We start from the raw sequence: 21,722 nt of genomic DNA, 5'->3' as shown, positions 1-21,722 counted from the left end.
TGATGAGCTCCTGGATCTAGATCCTTGTGAGTGTTGAGGCCGGTATAGATGGCACAAGCACTGTCAATGCGTCTTCGGAATAGATTAGCAACAGCTATCTGGGGCGAGCTAGCACGAAGGCAGGCGGCGCTACGGTTTGGAGCGGGCACGGCCCAGTGGCAACAGCTTACGGAGATGACAAAACCTACCTTCTAGTTTCAGAGCTGATGCTTGCTCACCCGGACCCCGCTCGCATGATCTTCGCAGGTAACTACCAGACCACGACGAGCTTTCCTTCCACCCGAAGCTTGCCCCCCAAAGCAAGGGCGGCTCGTCGTCGCAACATTCTTGTGATGCGGTTTCATCGAACTTTCCCAGAGGATCAAAAATGTAGATCCGGCATATCGGCATCGACAAGCTCCGGAGCGGGAGCTTTGACTTGTCAAATCCCAGCCTAAGGTTGCATGATTGATCAAACTGACACCGCGTAATTCAAGCATGCTTTTTCGAAAAGAGGGCCAGCAAGTAGTCGCTTTCCTCCAATGGGGACAGGTGCGCGGTGGATATTGACAGCCCCAAATGGCAAATACACCGACAGGCAAGACCAACGGTTCTACCGCGGAATCATATTGCCTTGACCGTGTGGTCGATGCACCACAACTCTATTTTCAACGCCAGCGTAAGTTTTGCGCGGACATGTTCTGAGGCAAGATGGTCGCTCCCCGTCTTGAACGTGTCGTAAGTCAACGAGCCGTCTTTTCCGTCAAGGACAAGAAAATTGTATTGGGCCACATCTTCAAAGCGTCTTTGTCGCCGATACCCGCAGCAAAAGGCTGCTACTAAAAGTCATGGCTTGCGAAACAGCAACTGACACAACAAGCCAGGTTGATTGTCCATCAGCTCCAGGCTCGCACCGTGCAGTCCGGCAACCGCCTTAACAAGACTAAGGCCGAGCCCGCTGCCGGGCGTGCTTCGGCTAGCATCGAGCCGGGCGAAGCGCCCAAGCACGAAATCGTGCTGGTCAGCCGGTATTCCAGGACCGTCATCGGCAACGGTCACGACAATACCCCCGGTGCAGCGTGTGCCGCCGATGCTGACGTGGCTTCCGACCGGCGTGTGGCGAAGTGCGTTCTCGACCAGGTTTGCCAGAAGCTGGGTCAGAAGATGGCTATCGCCGCGCACCATTAGGTCGTCACGTAGATCGGCGGTCAGCGTCTGCTGCTGTGCTTCAGCTGTGGGCCCGTATGCCTCGATGAGGGTCTGCACTAGGGGTGTCAATGCCACGTCGGTAAAGTCCTCCTCCCGGATGCGGGCTTCGATCTGTGAGATGCGCAACAGCGAAGTGAAGGTGGCCAGAATGCCGTCGAGATAAGTGAGGGCCGCGTCTAGCTGCTCAGCCAAAGCGCCTGTTGCATCCCGATGCGCGAGTTCCAGCCGCTGCCTTAGCCGGGTCAGCGGCGTACGTAAGTCGTGCGCGATATCATTCGAGATCTGCCGCATGCTGCCGACCAGGGTCTCGATCCGGTCCAGCATCCTGTTCAGTCCGTCGGAAAGATGGTCGAACTCGTCGTCGGATCCACCGACCGGTATGCGCTGCGAGAGGTTGCCGCCCATGATCGTGCGGATCGCCCGGCTGATCGCCTCGATCCGGCGCAGCACGAGCATGCTCATTAGCAATCCTCCACCCAAGCCCAGCATTACGATGATGCCGAGGCTCCAGGCGAAGGCGCGCAGCAGAGAGAGCCGCATCTCCCGCCGGGCCCCAGCACTGCTGCCGACGAACAGGTAGCTGCCGTCTGGCAGGATGACGCCATCGCCGAGAAGCGGTGCGTCGCGCGCGCTGGCATATTGGCGATGTGATCGCTCGAGGCTGCGCTGCCCGGGCGTCGGATGGATCGCGCTCATGTTGCCCGCCAGCACGTGTCCGGTGCGATCCTGAAGCAGGTAGTAGAAGCCGGGCGAGGTCTGGACCAGCCCGTGCACAACATCCCGCAGACGGACCGGATCGTCTCCACCGGCATCGGCGCGTACCTCGGCGACTTCGTTGGCGACGGTCGCGTCGATCTGGCGCGTCATGAAGCCATCGGTGGTGATGCCGATGACGACGAACAGCACCATCACCGACAGGCTGAACAATCCGGCATAGAGCAGCATCAGCCGGAACAACGAGCTACCGATCAGCCGTCGTGCCCGGCCGCGGCCCGCGACCGCCTCGGCGGTGGTGTCAGACACGATCCGGTGCTCGCAACATGTAGCCGGATCCACGCACGGTGTGAATCAACTCCGGACGATGTCGGCCAAGCTTGTCACGCAGCCGGCTGACATGACTTTCAACAATGTTCGTGTTGGGGTCAAAATGGAAATCCCAGACCCGCTCCAGCAGCATCGTCCGCGTCAGCACCTCGCCTTCGTGACGCATCAGGTGTTCGAGCAGGCGGAACTCGCGCGGCTGCAGCATGACCGGCTCTGCCGCGCGTCGCACCGACCGGTCCAGCAGGTCCATTTCCAGGTCGGCAACACGCAAATGTGTGACGGTGCTGGTGCGCTCTCGGCGTCGCCCAAGCGCCGCGATGCGTGCGATCAGCTCTGCCATTGCGAACGGCTTGACGAGGTAATCGTCGGCACCGGCATTCAATCCCTCGACGCGGTCGTCGATCCCGTCCAGCGTGGTGAGAAACAGCACCGGCACCTGGCTGCCTGTGGCGCGCAGGGTCCGCACGATGGACAGGCCGTCCAGCGCCGGCAGCATGCGATCGACGATGATCACTTCCCAGCCGCCGCCCACCGCGCAAATCAGCCCGTCCCGGCCATCGACGGCGAGCTGCAGCTCGTGCGCCTGGCCACGCAGCGCCTCGTCGATGAAGGCGGCGGTCTCGGCATCGTCCTCAATTAGGAGCAGGCGCATAGTTTCCTTCGCGCCGGAGTTCCGCGCGCCGTCAAGTTGTCGATCCACAAGCTTCGCGTCATGGTCCGACAAGCTGCGCCCGTCCAGCCTGTTATGGCTAAGGAATGGGACATGCAGATGATCAAGCGAACCTTGTCGAGCTTGCTGATGGTTCTGACGGCGCCGACACTGGCTACTGCGACCCATGCTGCGTTTCCATATGCTTCGGTGCTCCGGGTGGTGGCCGACCTGCATGGCTCAGATCAGGCGGGCGGTTGGGACTATGCCGCCGTCGATGCCAGCTCGGGGCGGCTGCTCGTCGCCAGGATGGACGGGGTGCAGACCGTGACACTGGTTGACAACCAGCCGGGACCGCGACTGGCGCCGGGACGGCATGTGCACGAGGTGCTGCCGCTGCCCGGCAACCGCGTGCTGTTTACCAACGGTGACACCGACACAGCCAGCCTCGTCGATGGCACCAGCGGTGCGCTGCTGGCGAGCTTCAGGACCGGGATCAGGCCGGACGCCGCGACCTTCGATGTAGCGTCCGGCCAGGTTCTGGTCATGGACGGTGGCGACGGCGGCGTCACCCGGATCGACGTCATGGCGCCCAGGCCGCATGTGAGTGGACACATCCCCGTCGGCGGCAAGCTGGAGGCAGCGGCGCTGGACGGTGCAGGGCGGCTGTTCATCAATGTCGAGGACCGCAACCAGATTGCGGTGATCTCGCTGGCTTCCGGCACGGTGACCGCGCGCCTTCCGCTTGCCGGTTGCGAGGGGCCGACCGGGCTGGCCTACAGCCGGGCGCGCCACCTGCTGGTCTCCGCCTGCGGCAATGGGGTGGCCAAGGTGCTTAGCGCCGACGGCACGGAGCGCGCCAGCTTCGCCATCGGGCGACATCCGGATGCGGTGATCGCGGATCCGCCGCGCGATCGGATGTTCATCCCAAGTGGTGGCAACGGCACCCTGGTTGAGGTCGCCCTTGCGCCGACCCCGCACGTGGTGCGGACGCTGGCGACGCGAGCGGGTGCGCGCACTGGGGCCTACGATCCTGCCACTGAGCGCCTCTACCTGCCGTATGGCGACACCGTGCGCGCCAAGGGGCAGAAGCCGAAGCTGGTGCCCGGAAGCTTCGGTGTGCTCGTTGTCGACATGCACTGATACGATCGTGCGGCTGTCGATGAAGCCGGCTGGGCTGCTCCTGGCAGCATCGCTGGGCGGCTGCGCACACTACGCCGCCCTACCTTTGCCGCAACAGGCGGCGCTCTCGCCGGACCTAGGCGGGCTGGTGCACGACCGCCCATTGCCGGCGGCGCTCACGGTCTCCGACGTGGTCCGGCTGGCGGTGCTGAACAATCCCGATTTGCGTGCAGCGCGCAATCGCACCGGCGTGGCTGCGGCACAACTGCTGCAGGCGGGCATCCTGCCGAACCCGCAGGCCAGCCTGTCGGCCACCCCCACGCTGGCTGGGCCCGGCACCACCACCGCTTGGAACGCTGGCTTCACCGTCGACCTGCGGTCGCTGCTGATGCGGCCGAGCGCGGTTCGCGCCGCCCGCGCCAGCAAGCATCAGGTCGAGGCCGACCTGCTGTGGCAGGAATGGCAGGTCGCCGGGCAGGCCCGGCTGCTGATGGTTCAGCTGATCGAGGAGCAGCGCGGCCTGCGGCTGCTGGACGGGCTGCGCCAGCTGCTGGGCGGACGCCTCGACGAGCGGCGGCGGGCGCTGGCGGCCGGGGACGCGACCTATGCCACCATCGCTCCCGATCTCGCGGCGCTCACCGACGCCCAGACCCGCACGCGCGACGCCATGCGCCTGCTGCTGCAGCAACGCCACAGGCTGGCCGCCCTGCTTGGGCTACGTCCGGATGCGCTCCTGGTGCTGGCCGATTGCATCAACCTGCCGCCGCTCGACGCCGGCGCGATCCGCACAGCGTTGCCGGCGCTGCCGCATCGCCGGCCTGACTTGGTGGCGCTTCGCTGGGGCTACCGGGCGGCAGACGAGCAGATACGCAGCGCGCTGATCACCCAGTTCCCGAACGTCAGCTTCGGGCCGACCGGCGGCAGCGACAACACCAACGTCCGCGCCTTCGGCCCGCAGCTCAGCCTGGAGCTGCCGGTGTTCGATCGCGGCCAGGGTCGCATTGCCGCCGCCCGCGCCACCAGGCAGCAGCTGCATGACGAGTATGCCGCGAGACTCGCCGCCGCCGATGGCGACGTGCGGGCGCGCCTCGACGAGACGGCGCAGCTCCAGGAGCAGGTCGCGACCGCGCGAGCGCAGCTGCCGGCGGTGCTGGCGGCGGCACGCGCTGCGGACGCCGCCGACGTCTCGGGGCTGATCGACCCGCAGGCGCGCATCGACCTGCAGGTCGCCCGCTTCACCCGTCAGGCGGAGCTGATCGTGCTGCAGCAGAGCCTGCTTGAGCAGCAGGTCGCGATCGAGACTCTGGCGGGCACCGGCCTGCCGCCGTTGACGGCCGCCGACGACCCGGAGCCACTCACGCAGATCGCGGAACGCGCACCATGAGACGAATACTGCGGAATGCCTGCCTGCTGCTGGCGTCCGCCACGACACCCCTCGCAGCGTTTGCGGTGGGAGCCGTGACCAAGGCGGAGCCGGCGCCGAGCGTGCTGGTGACAACGATCAAGCCGGTGTCCGGGACCCTGCCCGACCGCATCGAGGCCTACGGCATGGCGGTGCCCGCCAACAATGCAACGCAGACTCTCAGCTTGTTGCAAGAGGGCCGGGTGCGCCAGATCCTACGGGCACCTGGCGAGGCAGTGCAGCGGGGCGCGCCGATACTGGAGTGGGAGGCGTCCGCCCTGGCCCGGCAGGGATGGGAACAGGCCCGCACGCAGCTGGCGCTGGCGCTGCAGGAGCGAGCGCATGCCGCCCTGCTGCTTGAGCGCCACCTTGGCACCCGCGACCAGCTCGACCAGGCCACCAAGGCGCTCGCGGATGCCCAGGCCTCGGTGGATGCGTTGCGTCGCGAGGGCGCTGATCGCCTGATACGGACGGTGACGGCACCGTTCGACGGCACCGTGGTCGCCGTTCCCGTGGCAGCGGGCGACCGTGTCGCCGCAGGGGCGACCCTGGCTACGTTGGCTCGCAACGATGGCATCGTAGTCACGGTGGGCGTGGACCCGGACCGGCTGGCCGACCTGCATCCGGGCCAAGCGGCAATCGTACAAGCGCTGCGTGGCGGGCCGGCCCGGCCGGCTTCGGTGCTGCGGGTTGATGCAGCTCTAAATCCGCGCTCGCGCTTGGTGGACGTCGACCTGGCGGCGACTGCGGGACAGGTGCTGCCCGGCAGTGACATGCGCGCCGAGATCACCGTGGGCACGCTCTCCGGATGGCTGGTACCGCACGCAGCAGTGCTGGAGGACGGCGGCGGTGCCTACCTGTTCCAGGCCGACGCCGGCAAGGCGGTGCTGGTAAAGGTTGCGGTGCTTGCTCTCGACGGCGACACCGACCTGGTGACCGGGCCAATTGTGGCGTCGCAGCCGATCGTGCGCACCGGCGCCAGTCAACTTGACAACGGTGACGCCTTGCACGAGGCGACCGCGCCTTGAGCCTAATTGCGCGTCATGGACGCACCCTCGTCATCCTGGCGGTAGCGCTCGCCCTAGCCGGCGTGCTCTTCGCCCTCTCGCTTCCGGTGGGGCTGTTCCCGCAAGTCGCGTTTCCGCGCGTGGTGGTGGATCTCGATGGCGGCAGTCGGCCGGCCGACCAGACCGCGCTGCTGGTGACCCGGCCAATCGAGGAGGCGGTGCGCGCGGTGCCGGGCGTGCAGGGCCTGCGCTCGTCGAGCTCGTTCGGGTCGTCGCAGATCTCGATCGATTTCGGCTGGGGCCGCGACATGGTCGCCAGCACGCTGCTGGTTCAGGCGGCGATCACCCAGGCGATGCCGAAGCTGCCGCCCGGCACCGGCTACAGCGTCCGGCGCATGGATCCCACGGTGTTTCCGATTATCTCCTTTGCGCTGCTGCCGCCGCCGGCCACGCCGGGGCAGCCGGCGGCGCCGGCGGCGGACTCGGTTGCGCTGCGCGACCTCGCGACGCTGCAGCTGGTGCCGCTGCTCTCCTCTATATCCGGCCTCGGGAGGGTGCTGGTGCAGGGCGGCGACACCGCCGAGATCCAGGTGCAGGCCGACATCCACCGACTGGCCGCCTACAACCTGACCCTCGCCGACCTCGCGCGCGCGGTCGGCAACAGCACGGTGCTGCAGGCGGTGGGACAGCTGCAGGACCGCAGCAAGTTGTTCCTGGCCGTCGCCGACAGCAGCCCGACGAGTGCCGCGACCATCGGCGCCCTGGTGGTGCGGGCCGATGCGGGCGGCGTGGTCCGGGTGCGCGACATGGCTCGGGTGGTGCCCGGCGTGGTGCCGCAATGGGTCCGGGTTACCGAGGACGGCAACCCGGCGGTGCTGCTCAACGTCTACGAGCAGCCAGACGGCAACGCCGTCAACGTGGCGCACGACGTCCGCCAGAAGCTCGCCAGCGTCGCCCTGCCGCCCGGGGTGCGGCTGGTGAACTGGTATGACCAGAGTCAGCTGGTGACGCGGTCCGCAACCAGCGTGCGCGACGCAGTGCTGATCGGCCTGATACTGGCGGGCCTGGTCCTGCTGCTGTTCCTGCGCAGCTGGCGCATCACGCTGATCGCCTGCGCCACCGTGGTGATGACGCTGGCAGTCACCATCATCCCGCTCAGCCTGCTCGGCCTCAGCTTCAACATCATGACGCTCGGCGGCATTGCGGCCGCGGTTGGGCTGCTGATCGACGACGTCATCGTCATGGTCGAACACATCGCCCGGCGCGCCCGCTCGCGCGACGACGTGCTGCCGGCGGCGCGTGAGTTCCTGCTGCCGCTGACCGGCTCGTCGCTCGCGACGCTGATCGTGTTCATCCCGCTCGCGTTTCTCAGCGGCGTGACCGGCGCCTTTTCCAAGGCGCTGTCGATCACCATGGGGTCGGCGCTGCTGGTCTCGTACGGGATGACCGCGGTGGTGGTGCCGCTGATGGCGCGCGGGCTGATCGACTTCTCGCACTTCACCGATCATTCCGGCGAAGGCGGCTGGCTGGACCGGCTGCATGGCAGCCTGCTCGATCGCTTCTCGCGACGCCCGCTACTGCTGCTGCCGATCCTGGTGCCGCTGCTGGCCGTCGGCTGGTTCGCCTACCAGCGCGTGCCCACCGGCTTCATGCCGAAAGTCGACGAGGGCGGCTTCGTGCTCGACTACTATACCGCGGCCGGCACCTCGCTGGATGAGACCGACCGCGAGATGGCGCAGGTGGATGCAATCCTGCGCGCGATGCCGGAGTTGCGCACGTTCTCACGTCGGCTCGGCACCGGCCTCGGCGCCGATCTCGGCGAGAGCTACCACGGCGACTATTTCGTCAGGCTGAAGGACGGCCACGCACGCACGACGCCGGCCGTCATGGCTTACGTGGTGGCACGGATCGGCGCCCAACTGCCCGGCCTTAAGGTCGACACCGCGCAGCCGATGGAGGACCTGATCGGCGATCTCACCGGAGCGCCGCAGCCGATCGAGATCCGGCTGTACGGCCAGGACACCGCGTCACTGGTTCCGGTGGCCAAAACCGTCGCCGACGCTCTTGGGAAGATTAAAGGCGTGGTTGAGGTCAATGACGGCGTCAAGCTCGCCGGCGACACCCTCGACCTGCGGCTCGATCCGGTGCGGGTCGGCTTGGAGGGCATGACCGGCGCCCAGGTGGCGAGCCAGGCAAGCGATGCGCTGGCAGGCACCGTCGCCACCAGCCTTACGCTACCCACCAAGGTCCTCGGCGTGCGCATCAGCGTCTCCGGAGCGCGTACCTTCCGCCTGGACACGCTGGCGTCGCTGCCGATCCGGGCGCCGGACGGCCATGTATTTCCGCTCTTGCGGGTCGCCAGCATGACGCCCACGACCGGCCAACCGGAGATCTCGCGCGACAACCTGCAGCCAATGATCCCCGTGGTGGGCCGCATCGAGGGACGTGGCATCGGTGCCGTCATCGGCGACATCAACAAGACGCTCGCTAAGACCGGACTGCTCCCCGCCGGCACCCGCTACACGCTGGGCGGCCTGTATGCGCAGCAGCAGATCGCCTTCGCTGGCCTCCTGCGGGTTTTCTGCGCTGCCCTTCTCGCCGAATTGCTGCTGCTGATGTTCCTGTACGGCGGTGTGCTGGTCCCTCTGGCGATCCTGCTGTGCTCGCTGCTGTCGACCTTGGCGGTGTTAATCGCGCTATGGCTCACCGGCGTTGAACTCAACGTCACCGCGCTGATGGGCATGACCATGGTGGTCGGCATCAGCACCGAGATGGCGATCTTCTACGTGTCGGAGTATGTCCACCTGGCACACGGAATGCCGGCGGCCGAAGCAATCCGCAGCGCCAGCAGGAATCGGCTGCGCCCGATCACCATGACCGTGCTGGCAGCCATCCTCACTCTTCTGCCGTTGTCGCTGGCGATCGGCGCTGGCTCCGCAATCCAACAGCCGCTGGCCATCGCGATCATCGCCGGGCTGCTGCTGCAATACCCGCTGGTGCTGTTGGCAATGCCGGTCCTGCTGGGTTTGATAGCGGCACGTCCGCCTGCCGGCACCGGCAGGCGGTGAGTCGCCTTCATGTCGTCGAAGCTTCATCAGGGGACCCGCGCAGCGCGTCATGCCACGACTGCAGCTCATCGCCTTGCGCAGCCCACGTGCCGGGCCGTTCGATCTTTCTCTGGAGCCTGGGGAATGCCTTGCCGTCACCGGCCCGTCCGGGGCTGGCAAAAGCCTCATGCTGAGGATGATCGCCGATCTCGATCCGCACGACGGGGAGGCACTGCTTGATGGCCGCCCTCGCGCTGCCATGCCGGCGCCTGACTGGCGACGTCGCGTCGTCTATGGCGCGTCGGAAAGCGGCTGGTGGCTGGATCAAGTCGGCGCCCACTTCAAAACGCCGCCGGTTGAGGCAGCGACGGCTCTTGGTCTGCCACAGGACATCTTCGCCCGCCCGGTAGCGTCCTGCTCGACCGGTGAACGCCAGCGGCTGGCGCTCCTGCGTGTCCTGGCGCTCGATGCGCCGGTGCTTCTGCTCGACGAGCCGACCGGAGCGCTCGATCCCGAAGCGGTGCTACGTGCTGAAGACCTGCTGCGGCAGCGACTTGCCGCGGGGACAAGCATCCTGATGGTCACGCATGATCCAGCGCAGGCCAACCGGGTGGGAACTGCCTGCGCGGTGCTTGAGGGTGGCCGCCTGCAGGTGGCCACCCTCACACGATGACGACTGTATCGCTGTCGCCGCTCGATCTCGGCGCGGCCGGGCTGCTGCTGGCGGTCGAGGCCGGGCTGTCGCTCGTGTGCAATCTCGGCCTGCACAGGCTGGTGCTGATCGCGGTTACGCGTATGGTGATCCAGCTGCTCCTGATTGGCTACGTGCTACGCTTGATCTTCTCGCTCGCGTCGCCTGCCCTGCTGCTGCTGGCCATCGGCCTCATGACCCTGGTGGCGGCGCGGGAGGTGGCGGCACGGTCTGAGCGTCAGCTCCGTCGCCAGGGCAACCTGATGGTGGGCCTGGCATCGGTAACCTCGGCGACCGTGACTACCACCCTGCTCGCGCTGACCACGGCTATCCGGCCGCATCCATGGTGGTCGCCACAATACGCGATCCCGCTCGTTGGCATTGTCCTCGGCAGCGTGCTCAACGCGGCGAGCCTGTCGCTTGACCACGTCTTGGAGACGGTGACGCGCGACAGGGTCGCCATCGAGACGCAGTTGGCGCTGGGAGTCGGCTACCGGCAGGCCACTGGTCCACTGCTGCGCGCGGCACTGCGCCGCGGCATGCTTCCAATCGTCAACCAGATGTCAGCCGCAGGTCTGATCACGCTTCCGGGGATCATGACCGGCCAGATCCTGGCAGGGCTCGACCCAGTCCAAGCCGTGAAATACCAGATCCTGCTGATGTTACTTCTCGCGGGAAGCAGCGTCTTCGCCTCGGGCCTGACTGCGATGCTCGCATTAAGGCGTCTGACAGACGGACGTCAGCGCCTGCGTCTCGACCGCCTCATCCTGGCGACGGCCCCGACCGTCGCTACGGCGATAGCGTCGATGCGCGCCGACTGGCGGCGCCGCTTGCAGCGCTGACGACCGGCACGTGACGTCCGCCATCCCGCGCAGTCGGATGCCCTGGACGGATCGAATGGCCGGGCGCTGCTAACCGCGCGCACCACAGCCGGCAGGCTTTCAGGGCAGGGCTTTGCAAGTGAAGGTCGCCTGATCGAGCCGGGCAGAAGCGCAGCGGCGAGTAGCCGTCCCAGCACATTCCAGTATTCGAGACCCTAGGCCCGGGGGCAGCACCGCTCGGCATGTTGCAAGTGCATGTCCCAATTTTGGGACTGCGTGGTATCTTGGAGGGTTCGATAGCTATGCTGGGATCTGAGTATCCGTCCGGTGAACACCGCCTGCTGTGACGTCCGGAATTAGGCGACTCTACGCATGCTTTTAGATGTGGCGTTAGAGGCAGCTGGGCGTGGTCGAGATCATCACCGGAGTTGAGCGTCGCCGTCGCTGGCGGCCAGAGGACAAGGTGCGGATCCTCGCCGAGACAGAGGAGCCGGGCGCCAGCATCGCGATCGTTGCGCGCCGCCACGACATCAGTCGCGGCCTGCTCTGGCACTGGCGGCGCGCCATGCATGGATCACAAGCGGGGCTGTCATCGGCCGAGGGCTCTGCTTTCCTGCCGGTGACGGTGGTTGGCGACAGCAGGGCGGCGCCGCAGGTCCCGGTTGACCGATCGATCCAGATCATGTTGCCGGGCGGCGTCTGCGTGCGTGTCGGCCGTGGTGCGGACCTCAAGGTGCTCCGGGGCGTGCTGATGGCCTTGCGGTCGTGATCCCTGTCCCATCCGGCGTGCGCGTGTGGCTGGCGGCGGGGCACACAGACATGCGCCGCGGCATGAACGGCCTTGCGCTTCAGGTCCAGCAGGCTCTCGAGCGCGATCCGCATGCAGGCGACCTCTACGTGTTCCGCGGCCGTCGTGGCGATCTGGTGAAGGTCCTCTGGCACGACGGTCTCGGCATGTCGTTGTATGCCAAGCGGCTCGAGCGCGGCCACTTCATCTGGCCGACGCCTGCAGACGGAACTGTCGCGATCTCGGCCTCGCAGCTCGCCTACATGCTGGAAGGCATCGACTGGCGACATCCGCAGCGCACCTGGCGGCCGGAGATGGCGGGATAAGGGGGTACACGCCGCGTGCGCGTCGTGCTCCACTTGCAGCGTGACCGACGCGGCGGATCCGATCCCGAACGAGCTCGAGGCGCTGCGCGCGGCCCTCCTGGCCGAGCGTGCGGCGCGCCAGGAGGCAGAGGCGCGGGCGAGCGGGCTGGATGCCATGGTCGCGCATCTCAAGCTGCTGATCGCCAAGCTGCGGCAGGAGCGGTTCGGCGCCTCCGCCGAGCGCGGCGCCAGGCTCGACCAGCTCGAACTGCAACTCGAGGAGCTCGAGGCCGCAGCCAGCGAGGATCGCGCAACGGCCGTCACGTCATCCAACAGCGATCGGCCGGAACCCGTGCACCCTCGTCCGGCACGGCGTCCCCTCCCGGCGCATCTGCCGCGCGAGCGTGTCGTCATCCCCGGCCCGGCGGCCTGCCCGTGCTGCCAGGGGCAACTGACGAAGCTTGGCGAGGACATCACCGAGACGCTGGAGGTGGTGCCACGCTCCTGGAAGGTGGTGCAGACGGTGCGCGAGCGCCTGGTCTGCCGCGCCTGCGAGACGATCACCCAGGTCCCGGCGCCGTTCCATCCGATCTCGCGCGGACGCGCCGGACCTGAACTGCTGGCGACCATCCTCGAGGCGAAATTCGGCCAGCATCTGCCCCTGAACCGGCAGAGCGAGACGTTCGCCCATGAGGGGATCAACCTCGACGTCTCCACGCTGGCGGATTGGGTCGGAGCCTGCAGCACGGCTCTCGCGCCGCTCATCGAGCTGATCCGCGCCCATGTGCTCGCAGCCGAGCGGCTGCATGGCGACGACACCACCGTGCCGGTGCTGGCCAGGAACCGGACGAGCATCGGTCGATTGTGGACCTATGTGCGCGACGACGGGCCATTCGGCAGCTCAAGCCCACCAGCAGCGATGTTCCACTACACGCCCGACCGGACGGCGGCTCATCCGCGACGGCATCTCTCCCGCTATACGGGGATCCTGCAGGCGGACGCCTATGCCGGGTTCAACGAGCTCTATCGTGAGGGGCGCGCGCCTGGGACCATTGTCGAGGCAGCGTGCTGGGCGCATGGCAGGCGCAAGCTGTTCGTCCTCGCCGACCTGGCCAAGGCGCCGCTTGCGATCGAGGCGGTGCGGCGGATCGACGCCATCTTTGACGCAGAGCGCGGGATCCTCGGGCAACTTGCCGAGCAGCGTCTGGCAGTACGGCAAGAGATGATCGTGCCGATGGTCAGCGAGCTGGAAGCCTGGATGCGCACCGAGCGCGCGCGGCTGTCGAGACACAACGATGTCGGGCGCGCGATGGACTACATGCTGAAGCGATGGACCGCATTTACGCGGTTCCTCGAGGACGGCCGGATCTGTCTCACCAACAACGCGGCGGAACGCGCGCTGCGTGGCATCGCCATCGGCCGCAAGGCGTGGCTGTTCGCGGGATCAGACCGTGGAGGCGAACGAGCCGCCGCGATCTACAGCCTGATCGTGACCGCGAGGCTCAATGACGTTGATCCGCGTGCCTGGCTTGGCGACACGCTACGCCGCATCGCCGACCACCCTGCACAGCGCCTGAACGAACTGCTGCCATGGAACTACCCGCACACGCTCAACGCCAAGCAGTCGGCCGCCTGAGCTACTACAGGGCCCTCACCGGAGGGTTACGCCGCACCGCCGGTGGTAGGGGGTGATCAGCCCGACGAGGTCGAATGGGAGCAGAAGCCGCGTGCGTTCCGGCGGGAGGGCGACGCGCCGGTGCTGTCGGTGGACGGGTTTGAGGGCCTGCTTGACTGGCTGCTCGAGCTGGTGCGAACACACCGTCTCGACCTGTCGCGGTTGTCGATCGTGGCGCTGATCGAGGCCTTTGCCGACGCACTGGAGCAGGCGCTGCAGCAGGACGGCACACGACCGGCAGCCTCGTCCTTGTCGCGCTGGGCGGACTGGCTGGTGATGGCGGCGACGCTGACCCAGCTACGCGCGCGACTAATCCTGCCGACCAGCGCGCCGGAGGCGCAGGCCGCCCTTCGAGAGGCGGACGCGTTGCGGCGGCAGCTGCTCAGCCAGCGCCACATCCAGGCAGCCGTCGACTGGCTCGAGCGCCGGCAGCAGCTTGGTGTGCATGTCTGGGCGAGAGGCAGGTCGGAGCAGGGGATTGCGGCCGTTCCGGGTGAGGGAGAGGATCTTGCCGAGCTGATGCGGGCCTGTCTGGTGGCTCTTGCGCTGCCGGGACCAACTGGCAGAGGCCTATCGGCTGCCGCCGCGCACGCTGTGGCCGGTGCCAGCGTCGATCGCCCGCATCCGCGAGCGGCTGGCGGTGCTGCCGGATGGCAGCGCGTTGACGTTCTTTCTGCCGGACCTGGGGATGGAGACGGTAGGCAGCTTTCGGGCCCGGTCCGCCCTGACGAGTACGTTTGCTGCCAGCCTGGAACTTGCCCGTGACGGTCAGCTGACGCTGGATCAGGAGGAGGCGTGGCAAATAATTCTTGTCAGCCGGCACGCCCTGGGAGTCTCATCAGGGGACGTTAAGGTGAGTTGTGCCGCGCTAGAGTTTCGGCGTGCTGCTCCATATGATGAAATAGAGCCTGAGCGTCTCTGACGGAATCAATCAGGGACCCAGGTTGTGTCTGGGCGTAATCTAAGCTGCCGGCTGGGTTGGAGGCCAGCAGCTGATGACGCGAGTTGTAGCGGCGCGCAACGATCCCAATGCTCGCGCCCGGTTCCTCGTTCTCGGCGGGAGTCCATGGTCTTGTCCCCAACCGCCGTCGGCGGCGACGCTCATCTCCGGTGATGGTCTCGACCACGGACAACTGCCTTTACGCCACATCTAAAAAGTGCGCGTAGAGTCGTGTAACTCCGGACGTTACAGCAGGCGGTGACACCGGACGGATACCGTTCCGGTGACGATCACACCGGACCTGCCGCCCGCAGGTGTTTCGGCCTGTCTGCGCGACACGATCGAGATCGAGCTTCCGGGCGGCAGCCGCGTGCGCGTTAGCTCCAACGTCAAAGCGCAGGCGCTGCGATTAGTAATGGACGCGCCGGAGCAAGTCAGCCCCTCCGTTGTTCCATCGGTTTCTTAGTTCATGGACCAACCGAAGCCAACCACGAGGCGATGCCTTTAGCGGCCCAATAACCAAAATGGGTGTAGCTAATAGGGCGAAGTTAAAGCGGAACTATTTATGCATCGACGTTCGCATCATGTCACGAATAACGTGCCTGATCGTGGGTGAAGCAGGCCGACGGCTAGAGCCCGGGGTGAACGCCGACCGATAGCTATCCAGGTGACCAGGATAAAGACGACCGCGCCTAGGATCACTGATCCGCTAAGCCGTGCCACTGGTTCCATGAACACAGTCCGTTGCATGGTCATCACGCTGGCAATCATCGCAGCACATCCAATTGCCCCGGGAAACAGCTTTCGCAACAACCAAAGCAGCGGACGATCAAGCTCGCGCAGCACGACAATGGTCAGTATTGGTGGTAGCACTATAGCCTGCGCACACCAAGCGATAGCTGCGGTGGCAGGGGTTGTCGGCATCAGGATCAACAGAGCTAGCAGCGGTACAACAACGGAGCAGACCGCCACGTAAAAGTTGCGCTTCGCCTTGCCAACTGCCACGAACAGGCTGGTGTAGTCCCCGGCAACAAAGTTCAAGGTCGAGGCGACGGCTGCGACTCCGATTGCCGTGCTGCTCGCGGCCCAGGATGGACCCATGAGTACGGCCACAAGGTCATGAGATGTCACTGCCACACCCCCGCAGATTGCAAATCCTAATATAGCCTGCAGCTCAGTGAGATCGCCGTAAGCTTCGGCAAGTGCGTTACGGTCGTCCTGTAAGGCGCATAGCCGGGAGATCCCGATCTTAGCAACGCACTGCCATACCAGCGCCAAGGCTGCGTCCAACAAGCGAAACGCAAAGTTGGACAAGGCTAGCACCACTGGCGTCACCAGGAACCCAAGCGCCAGCAGGAAGAACCTATACTTGCCGAGCATCACAAAGACACCGGTGACAGTCGGCAGCGCAACGGGCAGCAAGTCCGCCAGGGCCGGCCAGTCGAAGTACGGTGCAAACCGGCCCCTGACGGCCGAGAGCATCAGAACGAACGTGATCAGGACCGATACCACCTGCACCGCAACCATGGCCCAGGCTCCAAGCCCAGCCTTTGCCGTCAGCAGTCCGAAGCCGAGTGCCATTGGCTGTCCGATAAGCAGGCGCATCGACAGCATGCGAAACCTCTGCTCACGCAGGAGCAGGCCGGAGATTGTCCCGGAGAATGCGGCAAGGGGCAGCAGGGGTGCCAGTGCAAGCCACAATGGCACCGCGCCTCTGTCCAACTCACCAAAGTCTAGCAGCGCAGCGCCTGCTGCCATCATCAGGCCGCAGAGAGCTCCGAGGACAACGGCGGCGGTCACCGCGCTGTCCGTATGCCGGCGAGTAAGATGCCGACGTTGCACCAGAGCATCCGGAAAGAGTGCTGCCGTCAAAACCTCAAGCAAGATGAAAGCAGAGATAGGGATGACGCCGAGGCCTGCAGCCGCCGGACCAATGACGCGTCCGATCATCAGGAGAGAGATCAGGGAGAAGACAGCGGAAGCCATACTCTCGGCAACCACCCAAATCGAGGCGTGAGGTCCAGGAACTCGAATATTCATTTGGCACCGAGTTATTAAGCGCATCGGGAAAGGAACCGTGTGCGCACGTGTCAGACTGGCTTTAGTTGGAGAGGCAAGCCTCATCGCTAGGATAAAACTAGGGTGGCTCTCGATCTGGAATGAGGATTACGACGGCAGAAACCGCGGTTGGCCGCGTTACAGGACGCGCTCCGGCACATGGGGTCACGGACGGAATGGCCGACGATACAGCCCTAACGACCAGAACAAGACTGCTCGGAGTTCCGGTCCCTGAAACCCCCAGCCATTGCCGGAAGTCGGTGATGCTCGCCATGTAAATTGTGAATCCGCAAAAACGCACGAAAAAGACGCAGATAGGAGCGGTCTTTTGGTCGTGTCATATGCGTTGTCCGGCGGATCGGCGGCCGGAAGAGCCACCCGGGTTCACACCGGGTCCGGGATATCGTCCCTTGTGTAGTCCAAAGAAAAACGCCAAGCAATAGTCTTTTATGTCACAGCTTAGCGAGCCAAAGCTTCACAGAACTTCTATTCTAACAAGCGAACTAGACTAGTAGTCAGAATGGCTCAACTCGTAAATAAACCATCAAGGCATAGTGACAACTTTCGGATTGCGAATGATTTAGTAGTTTACCAAGAGGAAAGACGGATCATAGCTTGGATTATTATTCGGCAGAAGCCATGACTTGGCCCACCCTTATTCGGGGGTGGTCGCGGAGGGAGCTGAGCCACCGTGGCGTGGTCATCGAGCTTGAAAGGCTTAGTTGCTTGCCGTTGATCCTTAGCCGCCCCACCATCCCAACCAGACTGGCTTACACGCTGCGTGAGAAGACGCGCCAAGGCCGCCAGACTTATGCCGCCTGATAAGAAGAGGGCTGCGCTCACTCCAAGCCGGTCCAACACAATGCCGAACACTGATGGCGCTGCGCTTTGCAGCATCTGTCTCGGAGCCGACAGCACCCATCTTGAGACCGTAGCCGGCTGCTTCGAACAGGATCAGTGGCAGCACTCTTCTTGCAATGGCAAGTTTGCCGATGCTGGTGCCTTGGAGAAGGGCACGCTGCTGCAGCCACTGCGCCCAACACTGTAAGTGTGACTGCGTTGGACGAATGCGGTGCGGTAGCGTTACGTGCCGATGTCAAAGCCGAGAGATGTCGCTGCAAGCGCCGTGCGGAAGGCCAGGAAGACCCTACGTCGGCTTCTGCTTCCGGCCATCGTCGCTACAGCGCATCCGGCAACTTGAACTGGCTTTTCCGCTCGCTGTAGCGGTCGACCAAGTAGTCGCCTCGGTCGCGCAGCAGTAACGTGAAGCGGAGCAGTTCCTCCATCACATCCACCACCCGATCGTAGAGCGGACTTGGCTTCATGCGCCCGGCTTCGTCGAATTGCTCGTAGGCCCGCGGCACGCTGGACTGGTTTGGGATTGTGATCATCCGCATCCAGCGGCCGAGCAGGCGCAGCGTGTTCACCGCGTTGAAGCTTTGCGAGCCGCCCGACACCTCCATCACCGCCAGGGTTCGGCCCTGGGTCGGCCGCACGGAGCCCTCCTCGAGCGGCAGCCAGTCGATCTGGTTCTTGAACGCGCCCGTCACCGCGCCGTGCACCTCGGGCGAGCACCAGACCTGCCCCTCGGACCACAGCGATAGGGCCCGTAGCTCCTGCACCTTTGGGTGATCCTTCGGCGCGCCGTTCGCCATCGGTAGTTCGCGCGGGTCGAAGATCCTAGTTTCGGCGCCCATCGCCCGCAGCAACCGGTCGGCCTCCTCGACCAGTAACCGGCTGAACGACCGTTCCCGCAACGAACCGTAGAGCAGTAGGATGCGTGCTGGATGTATCGCGCGTGAGGTTGGCTCCAGGCGTGTCAGATCTGGCGGCATCAGCAGACCGGCCCGCAAAGCCGGCATCTCGTCCATCGGCGTGCTCATTCCGGCCCCAGCAGCGGTAGCCAGAGCGCCAGGGCGGCAAGCACCACCAGCAGCACGGGCGGGGTGATGGCGAGACCAACGCGCATGTACTGACCCCAACCAATGCGGATGCCCTTGGTCCCCAGCACATGCAGCCAGAGCAGCGTCGCCAGGCTGCCGATGGGCGTGAATTTCGGACCGAGATCGCAACCAATAACGTTGGCATAGATCATCAGCTCACGCGTTGCGGCCGGAATGCCGCGGGCTGCCTCGATGGAGAGTGCGCCGGCCAGCACGCCTGGCATGTTGTTCATCACCGAGGAGAGCAGCGCGGCGCCGAAGCCGGTGCCGATCGTCGCGACCCACGGCCCCTGCCCGGCCAACCAGATCAGCGCACCCGCCAAATGATTGGACAGGCCGGCGTTGCGCAGACCGTAGACCACAAGGTACATGCCCAGGCTGAACACCACGATCTGCCACGGTGCCCCGCGCAGCACCTTGCCCACCGGCACGACCCGGCCGCGCAGCGCCATCCCTAGAAGCACGAACGCGGCGGCGCCGGTCACCACTGACACCGGCACGCCGAGCGGCGCCAGCACGAAGTAGGCGACCAATAGCAGGACCAATAATGGAAAGGCGGCCCGGAAGATCAGCCGATCGTGGATGGCACTCGCCGGCGCTTCGAGCTGAGCCATGTGATAGTGGACCGGCACCACGCGCCGGTAGGCGAACCACAACACGGTCAGCGTCGCGGCAAGCGAGACGAGGTCGACCGGCACCATCACCGCTGCGTAGCGGTCGAAGCTGACATCGAAGAAGTTTGCCGAGACGATGTTGACCAAGTTGGAAATGATCAGCGGCAAGCTGGTCGTATCGGCCACGAAGCCGGTCGCCACCACGAAAGCCAGCGTCGCCGCGGGTGAGAAGTCGAGCCGTAGCAGGATCCCTACCACGATCGGGGTCAGCAGCAGCGCCGCCCCGTCATTGGCGAAGAAGGCGGCGATGACCGCGCCAAGCACCACGACGAGCGGCAAAAGCCGTCGCCCGCTTCCGCCGCCCCATCGGGCGACGTGCAACGCGGCCCACTGAAAGAAGCCCGCCTCGTCCAGCAGCAGCGAGATCACGATCAGTGCCACGAAGGTGAAGGTCGCGTCCCACACGATATGCCAGACCACGGGGACGTCACCCCAGCCGATCACTCCGGTCAGTAAGGCGAGCACCGCACCGCCCACGGCGCTCCAGCCAATGCCGAGGCCGCGCGGCTGCCAGATGACGAGCACGAGGGTGGCCAGGAAGATGAGCAGAGCAAGCATAGGGATACTCAGCCCGCAAACGTGCGGGTTCGAGGCCGCTTGGAGAGGCCGCCGTGGTGCGATGAAGAGCGTGAGCTAGGCGGAGCGCGTCAGGTTACACGCTGCCCGGCCGCATCGATGACCTTCTCGCCGTCTTCCTTGGTGAAGGCGGCGCGCTGCGGGTCCGGTAGAATCTCGAGGACGGCTTCGGACGGGCGGCAAAGCTTCACGCCCAGCGGCGTCACAACCAGAGGCCGATTGATGAGAATGGGATGCGCAATCATCGCGTCCACGATTTGGTCGTCGGTCTGCGCCGGGTCGGCGAGCCCGAGCTCGGCGTAAGGTGTGCCCTTCTCGCGGAGCAGAGCGCGTGGCGTCAGGTCGCCGCGGCGCATGAGGTCGAGCAGGGTGTCCCGGCTTGGCGGCGTCTTGAGGTACTCGATTACTTCGGGCTCGGTGCCGCTGTTGCGGATCAGCGCCAAGGTGTTTCGCGACGTCCCGCAGGTCGGGTTGTGATAGATGGTGACGGTCATGAGTGCCTCACGCGACATCGGATCGTGGTGACGAGGCACCCTCGGCATGGCCGATCTCGCGCAGCTTCGCAGTCAGGCTGACGCGTTCCAGGCTCGCGAGCGGAAGGGCTGTGAAAGCGGCGATACGTTGTTTCATGTAGCGAAGTGCCATGACGAAGGCACGCTCGCGCTCCCAATCAGCGCCGTCGACGGCGGCAGGATCAGCGATGCCCCAATGCGCCGTGATCGGCTGCCCGGGCCAGACCGGGCACGTCTCCCCGGCCGCGTCGTCGCAGACCGTGAAGACAAAATCCATCACCGGAGCGCCAGCCACGGCGAACTCGTCCCAGTTATTGGAACGCAGTCCTTCAGTTGGATAGTCCATATCGGCGAGGAGGCTAAGGGCTGCCGGATGAACCGCGCCTTTGGGATGACTGCCGGCCGAGTAGGCGTTGAAGCGGCCTGCACCGTCCTTGCGGAGAACGCTTTCGGCCAGGATCGAGCGAGCCGAGTTACCCGTGCAGAGGAACAGCACGTTGAACGCGCGAGTGGTCATTGCAGCACCTTTTCGGGGGACAGCAGGACGTGAGCGCCGCGATCAACGGAGCGCACAAATCGGCACGCCCGCCGCAGCAATCCTTGACGAGGAACAGCATCAGATCGCGCAGTTGATCGAGATCAGCGCGGTAGATGATCGAGCGGCTCTGCCGTTCGGATCGAATCAACCCCGCCCGTGCCAGGGTGGCCAAATGCGCCGACATGGTGTTCTGCGGCACATCGAGCAGGCGGGCGACTTCACCCGCAGGCAGGCCGTCTGGCTCGTGCTTGACGAGCAAGCGGAAGGTGTCCAGGCGGGTGGTTTGGGCAAGAGCACTGAGCGCGTTTATCGCAGGCTGGTTATCCATGTATCTAGCATATAAGATATGCTAGCTTTGTCGAGTCCTGATGACGGCATTATCGCGTATCAGCACTCATCCGCTCATCCGCTCATCCGCTCATCCGCTCATCTGCTCATCCGCTCATCATCCCTCGGGGTTGCTTTCTTGAGCAAGGTGCCGGTAAGTCCCTTCGACCGGACCCGGTGCAATCCCGGGTGGCTATTCCAGCCGCCAATCCGCTGGATCATAAGCACGTAAGACCTGGTTGCCGTCGCTCGGCTGTCCTGCGTCCGTGTTCGATCCGAGAATTTTTATGACTGAACCAGATAGCACCTGAACCAAAATGGTTCGCGGGCGCTCCTCGAGCACAGCGCGACCTCCTTGCGGTTTCCTTTGCCTGCATCCAAGGCCGGCTCATCGAGCCATGATCATCAAACCCAGC

The 21,722-nt window shown here is 65.1% G+C and carries 19 protein-coding genes and 2 other annotated features; of the genes, 11 read left to right on the top strand and 8 right to left on the bottom strand.

Features of this window, described 5'->3' with window-relative positions; translation table 11 throughout:
• Positions 1-825: 825 nt before the first annotated feature.
• Positions 826-2,211 (bottom strand): sensor histidine kinase, encoded by a 1,386-nt coding sequence (locus FE263_RS18225; RefSeq protein WP_138327467.1) that lies wholly within the window; start codon positions 2,209-2,211, stop codon positions 826-828.
• Positions 2,204-2,884 (bottom strand): response regulator transcription factor, encoded by a 681-nt coding sequence (locus FE263_RS18220; RefSeq protein WP_138327569.1) that lies wholly within the window; start codon positions 2,882-2,884, stop codon positions 2,204-2,206. The genes FE263_RS18225 and FE263_RS18220 overlap by 8 nt, the downstream gene beginning before the upstream one ends.
• A gap of 111 nt (positions 2,885-2,995) precedes the next feature.
• Here FE263_RS18220 and FE263_RS18215 point away from each other — a divergent pair, with 111 nt between their 5' ends.
• The 11 genes from FE263_RS18215 to FE263_RS18165 all read left to right on the top strand — a co-directional run bounded on the left by FE263_RS18215 (position 2,996) and on the right by FE263_RS18165 (position 15,144).
• Positions 2,996-4,024, top strand: a complete 1,029-nt coding sequence (locus FE263_RS18215; protein WP_138327466.1) for a YncE family protein — start codon at positions 2,996-2,998, stop codon at positions 4,022-4,024.
• Entirely contained in the window at positions 4,008-5,387 is a 1,380-nt protein-coding gene (locus FE263_RS18210; RefSeq protein WP_171034199.1) for a TolC family protein, read from the top strand. The genes FE263_RS18215 and FE263_RS18210 overlap by 17 nt, the downstream gene beginning before the upstream one ends.
• Positions 5,384-6,433, top strand: coding sequence for an efflux RND transporter periplasmic adaptor subunit (locus FE263_RS18205; RefSeq protein ID WP_138327464.1), 1,050 nt, complete (start codon positions 5,384-5,386; stop codon positions 6,431-6,433). The genes FE263_RS18210 and FE263_RS18205 overlap by 4 nt, the downstream gene beginning before the upstream one ends.
• Positions 6,430-9,480 (top strand): efflux RND transporter permease subunit, encoded by a 3,051-nt coding sequence (locus tag FE263_RS18200; protein WP_138327463.1) that lies wholly within the window; start codon positions 6,430-6,432, stop codon positions 9,478-9,480. Before FE263_RS18205 ends, FE263_RS18200 begins: the two co-directional genes overlap by 4 nt.
• Positions 9,481-9,529: 49 nt before the next feature.
• Positions 9,530-10,132 (top strand): ABC transporter ATP-binding protein, encoded by a 603-nt coding sequence (locus tag FE263_RS18195; protein WP_138327462.1) that lies wholly within the window; start codon positions 9,530-9,532, stop codon positions 10,130-10,132.
• Positions 10,129-10,992, top strand: coding sequence for an ABC transporter permease (locus FE263_RS18190; protein ID WP_138327461.1), 864 nt, complete (start codon positions 10,129-10,131; stop codon positions 10,990-10,992). Before FE263_RS18195 ends, FE263_RS18190 begins: the two co-directional genes overlap by 4 nt.
• 385 nt (positions 10,993-11,377) lie before the next feature.
• Positions 11,378-11,740, top strand: coding sequence for an IS66-like element accessory protein TnpA (gene tnpA / locus FE263_RS18185; RefSeq protein WP_171034198.1), 363 nt, complete (start codon positions 11,378-11,380; stop codon positions 11,738-11,740).
• Positions 11,737-12,084 carry an IS66 family insertion sequence element accessory protein TnpB gene (gene tnpB / locus FE263_RS18180; RefSeq protein ID WP_138327459.1) on the top strand — a complete coding sequence of 116 codons (348 nt, stop codon included), beginning with the start codon at positions 11,737-11,739 and terminating at the stop codon, positions 12,082-12,084. Before tnpA ends, tnpB begins: the two co-directional genes overlap by 4 nt.
• Before the next feature lie 40 nt (positions 12,085-12,124).
• On the top strand, positions 12,125-13,699 hold the full coding sequence (gene tnpC / locus FE263_RS18175) for an IS66 family transposase (protein ID WP_138327458.1): 1,575 nt from the start codon (positions 12,125-12,127) through the stop codon (positions 13,697-13,699).
• A 42-nt stretch (positions 13,700-13,741) separates the two neighbouring features.
• Entirely contained in the window at positions 13,742-14,503 is a 762-nt protein-coding gene (locus FE263_RS18170; RefSeq protein WP_138327457.1) for a segregation and condensation protein A, read from the top strand.
• Between the two features lie 458 nt (positions 14,504-14,961).
• A complete protein-coding gene (locus FE263_RS18165; protein ID WP_138327456.1) occupies positions 14,962-15,144 on the top strand; it encodes a hypothetical protein in 183 nt (60 codons plus the stop codon).
• Positions 15,145-15,260: 116 nt separating this feature from the next.
• On the opposite strand, the gene FE263_RS18160 is transcribed toward FE263_RS18165, so the two are convergent.
• The 6 genes from FE263_RS18160 to FE263_RS18135 all read right to left on the bottom strand — a co-directional run bounded on the left by FE263_RS18160 (position 15,261) and on the right by FE263_RS18135 (position 21,307).
• Positions 15,261-16,628: an oligosaccharide flippase family protein gene (locus tag FE263_RS18160; RefSeq protein WP_171034197.1), complete on the bottom strand. Its 1,368-nt coding sequence runs from the start codon at positions 16,626-16,628 to the stop codon at positions 15,261-15,263.
• 452 nt (positions 16,629-17,080) lie between these two features.
• Positions 17,081-17,136 (bottom strand) — a sequence feature (sul1 is cis-regulatory element that is thought to sense ions involved in sulfur or methionine metabolism; They are found in Alphaproteobacteria).
• 778 nt (positions 17,137-17,914) lie between these two features.
• Complete coding sequence (gene arsH / locus FE263_RS18155) at positions 17,915-18,607, bottom strand: arsenical resistance protein ArsH (protein ID WP_408886216.1); 693 nt, start codon at positions 18,605-18,607, stop codon at positions 17,915-17,917.
• A gap of 8 nt (positions 18,608-18,615) precedes the next feature.
• Positions 18,616-19,911 (bottom strand): arsenic transporter, encoded by a 1,296-nt coding sequence (locus FE263_RS18150; RefSeq protein ID WP_138327453.1) that lies wholly within the window; start codon positions 19,909-19,911, stop codon positions 18,616-18,618.
• An 89-nt stretch (positions 19,912-20,000) separates the two neighbouring features.
• Positions 20,001-20,423 (bottom strand): arsenate reductase (glutaredoxin), encoded by a 423-nt coding sequence (arsC, locus tag FE263_RS18145; protein WP_138327452.1) that lies wholly within the window; start codon positions 20,421-20,423, stop codon positions 20,001-20,003.
• 7 nt (positions 20,424-20,430) lie between these two features.
• On the bottom strand, positions 20,431-20,958 hold the full coding sequence (locus FE263_RS18140; RefSeq protein ID WP_138327451.1) for an arsenate reductase ArsC: 528 nt from the start codon (positions 20,956-20,958) through the stop codon (positions 20,431-20,433).
• The gene (locus FE263_RS18135) at positions 20,915-21,307 is read right to left on the bottom strand and encodes an ArsR/SmtB family transcription factor (protein ID WP_138327450.1); all 393 of its coding nucleotides are present in this window, start codon (positions 21,305-21,307) and stop codon (positions 20,915-20,917) included. Before FE263_RS18135 ends, FE263_RS18140 begins: the two co-directional genes overlap by 44 nt.
• 166 nt (positions 21,308-21,473) lie before the next feature.
• Positions 21,474-21,529, top strand: a sequence feature (sul1 is cis-regulatory element that is thought to sense ions involved in sulfur or methionine metabolism; They are found in Alphaproteobacteria).
• Positions 21,530-21,722: the final 193 nt, after the last annotated feature.

This window comes from Lichenicoccus roseus (assembly GCF_005844085.1).
Taxonomy (GTDB): domain Bacteria; phylum Pseudomonadota; class Alphaproteobacteria; order Acetobacterales; family Acetobacteraceae; genus Lichenicoccus; species Lichenicoccus roseus.
Note: the sequence above shows the minus strand (reverse complement) of the source record. Positions and strands in the feature narration are given on the sequence as shown.